This window comes from Lentzea sp. NPDC004789 (assembly GCF_053601075.1).
The window spans coordinates 269,100-282,087 of record NZ_JBSGBE010000012.1 but is presented as its reverse complement, the minus strand read 5'-3'; the positions used below and the strand labels follow the sequence as shown (position 1 = coordinate 282,087).

Here is a 12,988-nt window from a genome sequence, read left to right as displayed (position 1 = left end):
AATGAATCAGCTGGTCAGCACGGGCGTGCGCCAGCCGAAGTAGATCCGCACGAGCCGCGGCAGCCGGTACCGGCCGAGCACCAGCGGCTCGATCAGGTGCACGTCGGCGAGCGACTCCAGCACGTACTCGATCGCGCCCGGCTCGACGCCCGCCATCTTCGCCGCCGCGCACACGTCGATCACCTCGGCGTCCTGCCGGGCGAAGCACTGCAGCAGGTGCCGTTCCTCGTCGGTGAGCTGCTCCTCCGCCCTGACCAGCGGGGCCAGCACGGCCCGGCAGTCGGACGGGACGGTGTTGCCGATCTTCGTCTCCCGGTCCATCTGGGCGATCAGCATCGCGAGCGTCCAGTTCGGACGGGCGGAGAGCTTGCCGCCGATCACGCGGATGGCGTTCGGCAGGTACGACATGCGGCTGAGCACCTCGTCCGCCTGCTCCGGCTCGGCGTCGATCCGGGCGGGGTGCAGGAAGCCGCGGAAGAACTCCCGCGCCTCGGCGGGACTGAGCCCCGCGATCTTCAACCAGGTCACGCCGGGCAGCTCGTTCAGCCGCCGGACGCTCGTGAGGATCATGGCCGAGCCGGGCGAGGCGAGGTCGCGGACCGAGGCCGCGTCCTGCACGTCGTCCACGACGATCAGGAACCGCTTGCCGCGCGCTTTCTCCCGCCACAGCGCGGCCTTGTCGCCGTTCGGGTTCTCCACGCCGACCGCGCGCAACAGCTCACCGGCGACGTCCTTGCCGCGCACGAAGATCTGGCCGTCCGCGAAGCGGTTCTTGACGAGGTGCCCGATCCGCGTGGCCAGGGCTGTCTTGCCGCTGCCGTTCATGCCGGTGATGCCGATCGTGCCCGGCAACGTCCGGAGGGCCTGCGCGATCTCCTGCGCGCGCCCGGCGAAGTCGGCGAGGTCGGGCGGCAGCTGTTCCGGGCGGCGGGGCCGGTTGATCTCACCCTTGAGGATCTGCGCGTGGATCTCGCGCAGCTCCGGGCCCGGTTCGAGGCCGAGCTCCTCGTTCAGCAGTGCGCGCGCCTGGTGGAAGTGGTCCAACGCCTCGCCCTGCCTGCCCTCCAGGTAGAGCGCGCGCATCAGCAGGGCACGAGGTCGTTCCCTGAGCGGGAAGGCGGCGACGTGCTTCTGCAGTTCCAGCACGTCGAGCTCGCGTTCGAGGCAGTCCTCGCGCGCCTTGAGGCGGTAGTCGCGCAGCCGCACCCGTTGCGCGTCGAAGTAGGCACCTTGGAGGCCCTCCAAGGGTTCGCCGCCGCAGTCCTCGACGATCTCCGCGCGCACGGTGTAGCCGCCGTCCCTCGACTTCAGGTTCAGCTCGGGGAGCGTCTTGCGGATCTTGTACATGTACGTCCGCAACGCCATGACCGCGCTCGGCGTCGGGTCGTCCCAGACCATGCCGATGAGCTGGTCGTTGCTCAGCCGGATGCCGTTGTTCAGCAGCAACGCGGCCAGGACCGCCCGCTGCTGGCGCGGCCCCAGGTCGATCTCCTCGTCGTCTCGCCAGGCTCGTACCGGACCCATCAGTGAGAAGCGCAGGCTCATGCAACAGCACAACGCTCGCGCGCATTCCCCGCTTCCCCCGACGTCAGGGAGTGGTGGGCAACGGCCGCGGCTCGATCACCTGCTTCATCACGATGGTCGACGTCAGCCCGCGCACACCCGGCAGCTTCGCCAGCGTCTCCTCGTAAAGTCGCTGGTAGGAGGCGAGATCCGCGGTGACCACGCGCAGCAGGTAGTCGGGGCTGCCGAACAGCCGTTGCGCCTCCACGACGTTCGGCACGTCTGCCAGCGCGCGGTCGAAGTCGGCCATGGTGTCCAGCCGGAGCTTGGCGAAGACCAGCGCCTCGAAGCCGAACCCGACCGCGGCGGCGTCCACCACCGCGCGGTAGCCGCGGATGACCCCGTCGCGTTCCAGCTCGCGCAGGCGCCGCTGGCAGCGCGAGATGCTGAGCTGCACCCGCTGGGCCAGGTCGGTGACGGTGATCCGGCCGTCGCGCTGCAGTTCGGCAAGAATTTTGCGGTCCACGGCGTCCATGCGCAAACAACGCAAACACCTTGCCGCCGGGTTCCCCTAGCTTTTGCTGCATGAACCCGTTACGTCAGCTCTCCCTGGACCAGCTGAGGCAACGCACCAGCGTGAAGTGGCGGCACTACCCCGCGGACGTGCTGCCCGTGTGGGTGGCCGAGATGGACGTCCTGCTGGCCGAACCCGTCGCCCGCGCGATCACCGACGCCGTGGCACTGGGCGACACGGGTTACCCCTGCGGGACCGCTTACGCCGAAGCGCTGGCCGAGTTCGCGAAAGGCCGCTGGGGCTGGGCACCGGCCGTCGAGCACACCGCGATCGTGCCGGACGTGATGCTGGGCGTCGTCGAGATGCTCCGGCTCGTCTCGCACCGGGACGCGCCCGTGGTGGTCAACTGCCCGGTCTACCCGCCGTTCTTCCAGTTCGTCGAGTCGCTGGGCCGCACCGTGGTGGAGGCGCCGCTGGGCGAGGCCCACCGGATCGACTTCACCGCGCTGCGGGACGCGTTCACCAGGGCCGGAAGGGGTGCGGTGTACCTGCTGTGCAGCCCGCACAACCCGACCGGCACCGTGCACACCGAGGCCGAGCTCGCGGAGGTCGCACGGCTGGCGCGTGAGCACGGCGTGCGCGTGGTCGCCGACGAGATCCACGCACCGATCACGACCGCGAAGTTCGTGCCGTACCTCAGCGTCGCGCCCGACGGGCTGTCGTTGATGTCGGCCTCCAAGGCCTGGAACCTGGCCGGGCTCAAGGCCGCGCTGGCGATCGCCGGACCGGCGGCCGCGGAGGACCTGAAGCGGCTGCCGGAGGAGGTGAGCCACGGGCCGAGCCACGTCGGGATCCTCGCCCACACGGCGGCGCTGCGGCACGGCGGCGACTGGCTGGACGCGCTGCTCGCCGGGCTGGACGAGAACCGGCGGCTGCTCGCCGACCTGCTGGCCGCGCACCTCCCCGAGGTGCGCTGGACGCCCGGCCAGGGCACGTACCTCGCCTGGCTGGACTGCCGCGGGCTCGGCCTCGGCGACGACCCCGGCAAGGTCTTCCTGCAGCAGGGCCGGGTCGCGCTGAACTCCGGGATCCCGTTCGGAACCGGCGGCAAGGGGTTCGTGCGGATGAACCTCGCGACCTCGCCGGAGATCATCACGGAGGCGGTCCGGCGGATGGCGTCCGTGCGGTAGAGCGGAACAGGACCTCGTGCGCGACGGCACCGGCTGGTAGTCCTGAGCCGTGCGGATCAAACCCGGTTTCGCGGTGGGCACGGTGCTGGTCTGGGCCTCCGGTTACCCGGTGGGCGCGCTCGCCGTCGCCGTCGCTCCCCCGTTCCTGATGACCACCATCCGCTTCGCGCTCGCGGCCACGCTCATGGCGCTGGTGGCCCTCACGACCAGCGCGAGCTGGCCACGCGGCCGGCCGCTCGCCCACACGTGCGTGGCGGGCCTGCTGGTGCAGGCGGGCCAGTTCTCCGGCGTGTACCTCGGGCTGCGGCTGGGCGTGCCGGCGTCGGTCACCGCGTTGATCATCTCGTGCACGCCGGTGCTCACGGCCGTGGTGGCGGCGGGCGTGTTCCGCGTCCGAATTGGACTCGCGCAGGTGCTCGGGCTCGCACTGGGCGTCGCCGCCGTGCTCGCGGCGCTGTGGGACCGGCTGGCGTCGTTCGGGTCCGGCGCGGTGTTCACCGTGCTGGGCATGCTCTGCTTCGTCGCGGGCGGGGTCCACCAGCAGAAGTTCTGCCGCGACACGGACTTCCGCAGCGGCAACGCCGTGCAGCACGCCGTGTCGGTGCCGGTGGTCGGGTTGCTCGCACTGACCGAGCACGCCGGGGTGACGGACTGGCGGCGGTTCTGGCTGACCGTCGCGTTCCTGGTGCTGGTGAACTCGATGGGCGGGGCGTCGCTGTTCCTCATCGGGGTGCGCGACGGCGGTGCGGCCGCGATGACCACGCTGTCCTCTGTGGTGCCGTCGGTGACGGCGTTGATCGCGTGGCCGCTGCTCGGACAGGTGCCGACGGCCGGGGTCGTGGCCGGGCTGGTGCTCGGGTTCGGCGCCTGCTGGCTCGGCACGACCACCCCGAAGGGTGCTGTCGCCCGGACGGCAGTCGAAGAACCGGCGAGCGGTGGGTAACGTTGATCGAATGACGGACAGCACCTTCGAGGCGTTCCGGAAGGCGGAGGCGTTGCTCGCACAGCGCCGGCCTCTCGACGCGCTGCGCGAGCTGAAGCAGGTGCTGGCCGAGGCCGGGGAGGCGCCGTCGGTGCAGCTGCTCGCCGGCCGGGCCTATCTCGGGTCCGCGCAGCTCAACCGGGCCGAGGAGGCGTTCCGCAAGGTCCTCGACCTCGACCCGAGCGACCACTACGCGCGGTTCGCGCTCGGCAAGACGCTGCAGCGGCTGGGACGCCTCACCGAGGCGCTCGCCCAGTTGCGGATGGCGGTCGCGATGAACCCGTCACCCGAGTACCAGGAAGCGCTCGGTGAGGTCAAAGCCCGAAGGGCCCTGGGCGGCTAGCGGAACAGGCCCTGCCCCCAGAACTCGCCCTCCTTCACCCCCGGCGGCACGGCGAAGTGCGCGGAACCGGTGTGCTCCACGTACTCCATCATCTTGTCCTTTGTGGACAGCGCCTGCTGCATCGGCACGTAGTGCGTGCGCGAGTCGCGGCTGAACCCGAGGAAGAACAGGCCGGCGTCGAGGTGCCCGAGCCCGTCGGAGCCGTCGGTGAAGTTGTAGCCGCGGCGCAGGATCCGGACGCCGTTCAACGACTCCGCCGACGCGAGCCGGATGTGCGAGGTCTCGCCGATCAGCGGCACGCCACCGGCACCCCGGACGTGCAGGTCGGGCTCATCGAACTCCTTCTGCTGCCCGAGCGGCGCACCCTCGCCCTTGGTGCGGCCGATGATCTGCTCCTGCTCGGTGAGCGAGGTGCGGTCCCAGATCTCGATGTGCATCCGGATCCGGCGCGCCACCAGGTACGTGCCGCCGCGGATCCACTCCGGGCCCTCGGTGACCCACACGTGGTCGCGCAGCAGGTCGGTGTCCTCGGACTTGATGTTGCGGGTGCCGTCCTTGAACCCGAACATGTTGCGCGGGGTGACCTGCGAGCGCGAGGTCGACGACGTGCGGCCGAACCCGAGCTGCGACCAGCGCACCGCGACCCGGCCGAACCCGATCCTGACCAGGTTGCGGATCGCGTGCACGGCGACCTGCGGGTCGTTCGCGCACGCCTGGATGCAGATGTCACCGTTGGAGCGCAACGGGTCCAGGTCGTCCTGCGGGAAGCGCGGCAGGTCGATCAACGCCTCCGGCCGCTTGTCCTTCAGCCCGAACCGGTCGTCGAACAACGACGGTCCGAAGCCGATCGTCAGCGTCAGCGCGGACGCGGGCAGGTCGAGCGCCTCGCCGGTGTCCTTGGGCGGTGCCTCGGCGCTGCCGCCGACCGCGCCGTTCTCCGCGGCCTCCTGGCCGGCGGTCATCCGCTCCGCGGCCAGAGTCCACTGCTTGAGCAGGTCGATCAGCTCGTCGCGGCTGGTCGTCTTCACGTCCAGCGCGACGAAGTGCATGTGGTCCTGCGCGGGCGTGGTGATGCCCGCCTGGACGTCACCGCGGAACGGCACCTTCGCCGCGGCGACGTTCTCCACCTCCGGCGACTGCCTCGTCGCGAACGCTCCGGCAGCGGCACCCGCGCCCGCGAGCGCCACACCGGCGCCCGCGAACCCGAGCAGCCTGCGCCGCGGAACCCCTGTCGTCACTTGGCCGACACCACCTCTGCGACCTTGCTGACCGGCTCGCCGAGTGCGTCGACGGCTTCGGCCAGCGCCTTGACCTCGTCCTGCGACAGCTCCTTGTAGGACTTGAAGCCGTCACCCTTGCGGTGCTTCTCCAGCGCCTCGTCGAGCGCCTTGAACTTGGTGTCCAGAGTGGACGCGAGCGCCTTGTCCTTCTGCTCCACGGCCGGACGCAGCGCGGCGATCGCGGCCTGCGAGCCGTCGACGTTGGCGCGGAAGTCCCACAGGTCGGTGTGCGAGTAGCGGTCCTCCTCACCGGTGATCTTGCCGGTGGCGACCTCGTCCAGCAGCTCCTTGGCACCGTTGGCCAGCTCCACCGGCGTCAGCTCGACCGTCTTCGCCTTGGCCACGATCTCCTTGACGTCGGCCAGCAGCTGGTCCGCGATCTTGTCCGAGTCGGCCTGCAGACCGGACTCCCACAGGTCCTTCTCCAGGCGGTGGAAACCGGTGAACGCCTGGCCGTCCTCGATCTTGTCCTCGCGGCCGTCGATCTTGGGGTCGAGGTCGCCGAAGCTCTCCGCGACGGGCTCGATGCGCTCCCAGTAGGTGCGCGCGACCGGGAAGAGCGCCTTGGCGTCGTCGACCTTCTTGGCCTTGACCGCGTTGACGAACTCCTCCGTCTTGGCGCCCAGCTGGTCGGCCTGCGAGGTGACGTAGCGCTGGTAGCTCTTGGTCGCCTCACCGAGCAACGCGTTGCCGTCGCTCGACTTCTTGCTGTCGCCGGTGACCGTGAAGTCGCCGCGGATGCCGTCGCCCTTCATGCCGGGCTTGCACGCGGTCTGGAACTTGCCCGGTTCCGTGACCTCGACGATCAGCTTCCGGTTGAGCCCGGGCCCGATGTTCTCGACCTCACCGAGGATCCGGTCGCCCTCCGCGTAGAGGTAGAACTCGGTCACCTTGGTGCCCTTGTTGGTCACCTCGAACGTGACAGGGCCGGTGCTCGCCTCGGTCTTGGACACCTTGCACGCGTCGTCGGTCGCCTCGACAGCGATCGACCCGCTCGCGTTGCTCGCGGGTTTGCCGCTGCACGCCGCCAGCACCGCGAGCGAACCGAGAATCACTACTGCCTTGCGCACGGTCACTACTCCATTGATCAGTTGGCCACGGCGGCGCGACGGCGCGGCCGGATGAGGAACACGGACAGAACAACCCCCACGTAGGAGACCCACGCGATGGCCTGCAGCACGGACGTGCGCTGCGAGTAGTTGAAAAACCCCTTGAGCAGCGCCCCGTACCAGGAGTCCTCGGGCACGGTGCCGCTGATGTCGAACGCCAGCGTGTTCAGCCCGGGCAGGATCGCGGCCTCCTGCAGGTCGTGGATGCCGTAGCTGAGCACCCCGGCCGCCACGAACACGAGCAGCACACCGGTGACGCTGAAGAACTTGCCGAGGTCGAACCGGATCGCGCCCTGGTACAGCAGGGCCGCGATCACCACCGCGAGCCCGATCCCCGCCAGGAACCCGAACAACGGCTCGGTGGTGCCCCCACCGGCGGCCTGCACGCTGGAATAGAAGAAGACGGCCGTCTCCAGCCCTTCCCGCCCAACGGACAAAAGGGACACAACGACGATGGCCAACGGCCCGACCTTGAGCGCCTCGTCCATTTTGCCGCGCAACTCGGCCGCGATCGTCTTGGCCGCCTTGCGCATCCAGAAGATCATTCCGGTGACGAACGCGACCGCGATGATCGACATCGTCCCGCCGAACGCCTCCTGCTGCTCAAAGCTCATTCCGGCAGCGCTGAAGGTGATGATCGCCCCGGCGGCCACGGACAGTGCCACCGCGGTCACCACACCGACCCAGACCCACTTGAGCGCGTACCTTCTGTCCGTTTTCACGAGGAAAGCGATCAAGATGCTCACCACGAGCGCGGCCTCAAGGCCTTCCCGCAGCCCGATCAGCCCATTGCTGAACAACATCTCGACGCCCTCCACAAATTAGGTCGGCCTTATTTAAGGTAAGCCTCACCTGTATGTCCAGCCGCCATCAGTGCCGGTTTCATCACGCTTGACCCCGTCAGGGCCCCTCAGGAACCCGTAGCCTGGGTTGCGTGGTCCCGCCGCCGCCCGTGAAACCCCAGGTCCGCCGCCCCGCCTACGGCAACGTCATCGGCCGCATCGTCCTGGTGCTGCTGCTGATCGTCGTGGTGGCCGCGGGCGCCTGGGCCCTGGGCGCGCTGAACCGCAGAGACATCGCCCCACTCGGCCCACCGCCGTTCCTGGTCCCCGTCCAGGAGGTGGAACCCGGCGCCGCCGCCCCCGGCCCGGCCGCCGTGGCAGGCGCGAACCCGCTGAACGAGTGGGCGACCAGGGTCGCCTCGAAGACCGACATCCCGGTACGCGCCCTGCAGGCCTACGCCGCCGCCGACCTGGCGATGCAGCGCGAGGCCCCCGCCTGCCGAATCTCCTGGGCCACCCTGGCCGGCATCGGCCGGGTGGAATCCCGCCACGGCACCATCAACGGCACCCGCCTGCAGGACAACGGCCTGCCCAGCCGCCCGATCATCGGCATCCCCCTCGACGGCTCCCCCGGCGTCCGGGCCGTCAGGGACACCGACGGCGGCCGCCTGGACGGCGACCCGACCTGGGACCGCGCGGTCGGCCCGATGCAGTTCATCCCGGGCACCTGGAACCGCTGGGCCAAGCGCGCGGCGGAGGACGGCCTCCCCGCGGACCCGCAGAACATCGACGACGCCGCCCTCACCGCCGCCCGCTACCTGTGCGCGGGCGGGTCCCGCGACCTGGGCACGGGCCAGGGCTGGTGGGCCGCGGTGATGGCCTACAACAACTCCGTGGAGTACGGCCAGAACGTCTTCAGCGGCGCAGACGCCTATGCCAGGGCAAGCGCGGCCCAGTAGCACCCGATCGAGGGCCGAAGGTCCGAGCCGTCTTCCCGCACGAACCCGGTGGGTGCAAGGTGACCACCCGCAGACCCAGAACACGCAGAAGCGGGGCAGCGGATCCCGCTGCCCCGCGGGCCAGGTGACCCCGAGAACGAGTGCCGGCCAGTCGGGGCGACCGACACAGGAGCAACACCCAACCCCGCACTGCACAACAATCTGTGCGATCTCAAAGCCCTGAAGGAAGTTGGGGCCTGGCGGTAGAAGACCCCAACCCCCCTCTCTCAGGCCCCTGCCGAGGGCGCGGAGGACGTGGACGAAACCCCGGCAGGGGAAGGCAGTGGCAACTCCAGAGTCACCCCGACGGAAACCTCACCCGAAGCAGGCCCTTCCGGCGAGGGCGCGGGCTCGGACCGATCACAAGGAGGCTTGCCCGGCTCATCGGACCTACCGGGCCCGCCAGGCTTGCCGGGCTTGCCAGGCCCGCCGGGCTTACCGGGACCACCGGGCTTGCCAGGCGCACCCGGAGTCGTCGGAACCGGCTCCTCCGACCGAGGCGTGGACGGAATCGGAGTCTGCGTGACCGGCGCGGGCGCGGAGGTGGCAGGCGGCGCGGGCGGCAGGCTGGACGTCGACGGGACGACCGAGGTCGAAACCACCGAAGTGGACGGCAAGGTCTGCGTCGGCTCAGGATCGCCGGGGTCACCGGGAGGCTCGTTCCGAGCGTTGACGGCGGGTTTGGTGCCGGTGGCCTGAACGGTCTCGGTCACGGTGGACACGGCGACCCGAGTCTGCGTGGCCAGCCGCGCCGCCCGGACCTCCCGAGCCGCCCCCTCCACCACCACGGTCTCGGTGACAGTGGCCAGCGACGTCCCGGTCTCGAACGGCTCGGTCCACCACTGGGAGGTGGGGCGGGCGGGCGGTGGTGCCGCCAGCGGCGCCTCGTCGGGAGAGCCCGTCAGGGCGATCAACGCGAACATGCCGCCGAGTGCCAGGAACGGCACGACGACCACGGCTCCGAAGCATCCGCGACCGCTGCGCGGCTCTTCACGATGACTCATCTGGACGCACCCCCGAACGGTGACAACTGTTCCGTCTGGTTGATCGTCCACACGGAACAGTCCGTCACAGTTCTTTAGTCACACGATGGGGTTGTCAGGCCAGCGGCGGCAACTCCGGAGCGTGAGCGGCAGGCGAAGATGAAAGGCTTTCCAGGGCCAACGAAACGGCCTTCTCCAGCTGCGGGTCGCGCCCGGAAACGCGGTCGGACGGTGTCATGACCACCTCGATGTCCGGGTCGACACCGTAGTTCTCCACGGCCCATCCATGGCCCTTGAACCACGACGCGTACCTCGGTTGGGTGACCATGGTGCCGTCGACGAGCGAGTAGAGCATGTCGATACCGATGACACCGCCCCACGTCCGGACGCCGACGACGGGTCCGATCCCGAGCTCCTTGATGGCCACGTTGACGATGTCGCCGTCCGAGCCGGCGAACTCGTCGGCCACCGCCACCACCGGGCCGCGGGGCGCGTCCTGCGGGTACGACTCGGACTGCGTGTACCCGCGGGCCACCGACCAGCCGATGATCTTGCGGCCCAGCTTCTCGATCACCAGCTGGGAGGTGTGGCCGCCGCCGTTCTCGCGCACGTCCAGCACCAGCGCCTCGCGGGCCAGCTCCACCCGCAGGTCGCGGTGCAGCTGCGCCCAGCCGGCGCCCATCATGTCCGGCACGTGCAGGTAACCCACCCGGCCACCCGACAACCGGTGCGTGAACGCACGCCGGTCAGCCACCCACGCGTGGTAGCGCAGCGGCTCCTCATCGGCCAGAGGCACCACCACGACCCGACGCAGCTCGCCACCACCACCGGGCCGCACGGTCAGTTCCACCGGCTTACCGGCGGTCCCCACCAACAACGCGCCAGGACCGGCCAGACCGACCGGACGCCCGTCAACGGCCACGATGGCGTCGCCCGCGCGCACGGCCACGCCGGGCGCGGCCAGCGGCGAACGCGCGTTCGGGTCGGACGTCTCGCCGGGGATCACGCGCTCGACGATCCAGTCGGAGCCCGAACGCACGAGGTCCGCGCCCAGCAGGCCCTGACGACGGGACGCGGGCACGCCCGGCGCCTCGCCCCAGACGTAGGCGTGGGACGTACCGAGCTCGCCCTGCACCTCCCACAGCAGGTCGACCAGGTCGTCGTGGCTGCCCACCTCGGCCACCAGCGGCCGGTAGCGGTCCAGCTCGCCCTGCCAGTCGACGCCGCCCATGTCGGTGCGCCAGAAGTGATCGCGCATGAGCCGGCCGTTCTCGGCGTACATCTGCGCCCACTCCGCCGCCGGGTCGACCACGACCCGCACGCGCGAGAGGTCGATCTCGACGCAGTCGGCGGAGTCCTCGTCCGCCTTGCTGTCGGACGGCACGACCCGCAGGTCACCGCGGTCCTCGATGACCATCCGCTTGCCGTCACCGGACACCGCGAACGCTTCCGCGCTGTCCGCCAGCACCTCGGTCTTCAGCTTGCCGAAGTCGTAGCGCTCCAGGACCGTGCGCGGCGGCCGCGAGTTCGGCGTGGCCAGGTTGTCACCCAGCACCCCGAGCAACGGCCGGCGCAACCACAGCAACCCACCGCGCGCGGCCTTCAGCGAGACGTACTCCGCCGCCGCGACGGGCACCGGCACGACGCGATCGGCCAGGCCCTCGACGTCGACCCGAGTGACCGAGGTCTTCTCGTCATCGTCGTCGGAGTCCTTGTCCTCGTCACCGACGGGACGTCCGCCGTACATCGGGTCGAACGGCGACGGCGTGGTGGCCGCCAACGGCACGAGGTGCGGCCGACAGCCCGTGGGGAACGACAGGTCGAACACGTGCGCGTCGTACACCGGGTCGAACGTGCGGATCGACAGGAACGCCAAGTACTTGCCGTCCTCGGTGAAGGAGGGCGAGAAGTCGGCGAACCGCAGGGGCGTCACGTCCACAACGGACAGATCCGAGGTGTTCACCATCTTGATGTGCCGCAACGGGGACGGGCCGGGGTGCGACCACGCCAGCCACGACGAGTCGGGCGAGAACGCGAGGCTCGTGATGTGCGCGTTGGCCCCGTTGACGACCTCGCGCACCTCACCGGAAGCGATGTCCACCAACAACAACCGGCCGTCGTGCGTGGCCACGGCGACGCGCGAACCATCGGGCGCGGCGGCCAGCGACATGACCCGGCCGAGCTGACCGGAGGCGACGCGACGTGCGGTGTTGCCCGGTTCGACACCACCGATGGGCGCGATCTCCAGGGCCTCCTCGCCCTCGACATCGGTCACCCACACCACGTGATTGGTCTCGCCGAGCACCTTCGGCAGCCGCGCGCGGACGTCCGAGCGGTCGGCCAACGCGCGCACGGGACCATCGCGGTGCGTCACCCAGTGCACGGTGCCGCGGACCTCGACGGCGGAAGCGCGGCCCGTGTGGTCGACGCTGAACGACTCGACGTTGCCGGAAGCCTTGACGTGGTGCGGCTGCAGGCCGGTGCGCGGCCCGCCGAGCTTGATGTCGAGCTTGCGCAGGTCCGACAGGCCTTCCAGCAGCCACAGCTCGCCGGCCTGGTGGAAGATCACCCGCGAGCCGTCGCTGGAGGCGTTGCGCGCGTAGAACTCGCCCGCGGTGTGGCGGCGCAGGTCGGAACCGTCCGGCAGCACCGAGTACACGCTGCCGACGCCCTCGTGGTCGGACAGGAACGCGATCCGCCCGTCCACCCACATCGGGTTCACCAGCGACGACTTCAGATCACCGAGGATGCGGGAGAACTCGCCGTCACCCGTGAGATCCACCCACAGCTTGCCCGCGGTGCCACCGCGATAACGCTTCCAGTTGGCCGGTTCCTGCATGTAGCTCGACGACGTGACGACCTGCCCGTCCGGCCCGAACGAGACGTCGTTGACCCACCCGTACGGCAGCACTTCGGACGGTCCGCCGTCCAGCGGCACGGCGTGCGCGTGCTTGCGTTGCCGGGACATCTGCCCGGTGGTCGACACCGCGAGCACTCGCCCGTCCGGCGTCCACCCGGACACCGCCGTGCGGCTCACACCCCAGTGCGTCAACCGGCGTGCCGGGCCACCGTCCACAGGCGCCACCCGGACCTCCGGTGCGCCGTCGATCCAGCTGGCCCAGGCCAAGTGCGTGCCGTCAGGGGAGAACCGAGGTGCACGAGCCGGTACCTGATCGGCGGACGCGCGCCAGGCCCTTCCTCCGTCGACGGGCGCGAGCCACACGTCGTCCTCGGCCACGAACGTCACCAAGTCACCGCGCAGGTGCGGATACCGCAGGTAAGTCACGAGATCGACGTTAGCCCA

At 70.1% G+C, this 12,988-nt stretch carries 11 protein-coding genes; 4 read left to right on the top strand and 7 right to left on the bottom strand.

Going from position 1 to position 12,988, the window contains the following annotated elements:
* Positions 1 to 6: 6 nt before the first annotated feature.
* Positions 7 to 1,545 (bottom strand): BTAD domain-containing putative transcriptional regulator, encoded by a 1,539-nt coding sequence (locus tag ACWEIJ_RS27045; protein WP_449840028.1) that lies wholly within the window; start codon positions 1,543 to 1,545, stop codon positions 7 to 9.
* 43 nt (positions 1,546 to 1,588) lie between these two features.
* A complete protein-coding gene (locus ACWEIJ_RS27040; protein WP_449840027.1) occupies positions 1,589 to 2,038 on the bottom strand; it encodes an Lrp/AsnC family transcriptional regulator in 450 nt (149 codons plus the stop codon).
* A gap of 50 nt (positions 2,039 to 2,088) precedes the next feature.
* On the opposite strand from ACWEIJ_RS27040, the gene ACWEIJ_RS27035 reads away from it, so the two are divergent.
* From ACWEIJ_RS27035 to ACWEIJ_RS27025, 3 genes are read left to right on the top strand one after another with little or no spacing between them, the layout of a single operon-like run.
* Positions 2,089 to 3,207: a MalY/PatB family protein gene (locus ACWEIJ_RS27035; protein WP_449840026.1), complete on the top strand. Its 1,119-nt coding sequence runs from the start codon at positions 2,089 to 2,091 to the stop codon at positions 3,205 to 3,207.
* Between the two features lie 49 nt (positions 3,208 to 3,256).
* Positions 3,257 to 4,150: a DMT family transporter gene (locus ACWEIJ_RS27030; RefSeq protein WP_449840025.1), complete on the top strand. Its 894-nt coding sequence runs from the start codon at positions 3,257 to 3,259 to the stop codon at positions 4,148 to 4,150.
* Positions 4,151 to 4,160: 10 nt separating this feature from the next.
* Positions 4,161 to 4,532 (top strand): tetratricopeptide repeat protein, encoded by a 372-nt coding sequence (locus ACWEIJ_RS27025; protein ID WP_449840024.1) that lies wholly within the window; start codon positions 4,161 to 4,163, stop codon positions 4,530 to 4,532.
* On the opposite strand, the gene efeB is transcribed toward ACWEIJ_RS27025, so the two are convergent.
* Genes efeB through efeU form a run of 3 tightly spaced genes read right to left on the bottom strand, consistent with a single transcriptional unit; the run spans position 4,529 to position 7,724 of the window.
* Positions 4,529 to 5,770: an iron uptake transporter deferrochelatase/peroxidase subunit gene (gene efeB / locus ACWEIJ_RS27020; RefSeq protein WP_449840023.1), complete on the bottom strand. Its 1,242-nt coding sequence runs from the start codon at positions 5,768 to 5,770 to the stop codon at positions 4,529 to 4,531. The genes ACWEIJ_RS27025 and efeB overlap by 4 nt on opposite strands.
* On the bottom strand, positions 5,767 to 6,888 hold the full coding sequence (gene efeO / locus ACWEIJ_RS27015) for an iron uptake system protein EfeO (protein ID WP_449840022.1): 1,122 nt from the start codon (positions 6,886 to 6,888) through the stop codon (positions 5,767 to 5,769). The genes efeB and efeO overlap by 4 nt, the downstream gene beginning before the upstream one ends.
* 11 nt (positions 6,889 to 6,899) lie before the next feature.
* The gene (gene efeU / locus ACWEIJ_RS27010; protein ID WP_449840021.1) at positions 6,900 to 7,724 is read right to left on the bottom strand and encodes an iron uptake transporter permease EfeU; all 825 of its coding nucleotides are present in this window, start codon (positions 7,722 to 7,724) and stop codon (positions 6,900 to 6,902) included.
* Between the two features lie 131 nt (positions 7,725 to 7,855).
* Between efeU and ACWEIJ_RS27005 the strand changes: the two genes are divergently transcribed.
* Positions 7,856 to 8,662 (top strand): lytic transglycosylase domain-containing protein, encoded by an 807-nt coding sequence (locus ACWEIJ_RS27005; RefSeq protein ID WP_449840020.1) that lies wholly within the window; start codon positions 7,856 to 7,858, stop codon positions 8,660 to 8,662.
* A gap of 266 nt (positions 8,663 to 8,928) precedes the next feature.
* Here ACWEIJ_RS27005 and ACWEIJ_RS27000 read toward each other — a convergent pair whose 3' ends face one another.
* Together ACWEIJ_RS27000 and ACWEIJ_RS26995 are read right to left on the bottom strand one after the other, a co-directional pair.
* A complete protein-coding gene (locus ACWEIJ_RS27000; protein WP_449840019.1) occupies positions 8,929 to 9,705 on the bottom strand; it encodes a hypothetical protein in 777 nt (258 codons plus the stop codon).
* A 94-nt stretch (positions 9,706 to 9,799) separates the two neighbouring features.
* On the bottom strand, positions 9,800 to 12,970 hold the full coding sequence (locus ACWEIJ_RS26995) for a S41 family peptidase (RefSeq protein ID WP_449840018.1): 3,171 nt from the start codon (positions 12,968 to 12,970) through the stop codon (positions 9,800 to 9,802).
* Between the last annotated feature and the right edge of the window lie 18 nt (positions 12,971 to 12,988).

Bases quoted from the DNA above. Each gene is read 5' to 3' on its own strand.
- ACWEIJ_RS27040 (WP_449840027.1), bottom strand. From the start codon at position 2,038: ATGGACGCCGTGGACCGCAAAATTCTTGCCGAACTGCAGCGCGACGGC.
- ACWEIJ_RS27025 (WP_449840024.1), top strand. From the start codon at position 4,161: ATGACGGACAGCACCTTCGAGGCGTTCCGGAAGGCGGAGGCGTTGCTC.
- ACWEIJ_RS27000 (WP_449840019.1), bottom strand. From the start codon at position 9,705: ATGAGTCATCGTGAAGAGCCGCGCAGCGGTCGCGGATGCTTCGGAGCC.
- efeU (WP_449840021.1), bottom strand. From the start codon at position 7,724: ATGTTGTTCAGCAATGGGCTGATCGGGCTGCGGGAAGGCCTTGAGGCC.
- ACWEIJ_RS27045 (WP_449840028.1), bottom strand. From the start codon at position 1,545: ATGAGCCTGCGCTTCTCACTGATGGGTCCGGTACGAGCCTGGCGAGAC.
- ACWEIJ_RS27035 (WP_449840026.1), top strand. From the start codon at position 2,089: ATGAACCCGTTACGTCAGCTCTCCCTGGACCAGCTGAGGCAACGCACC.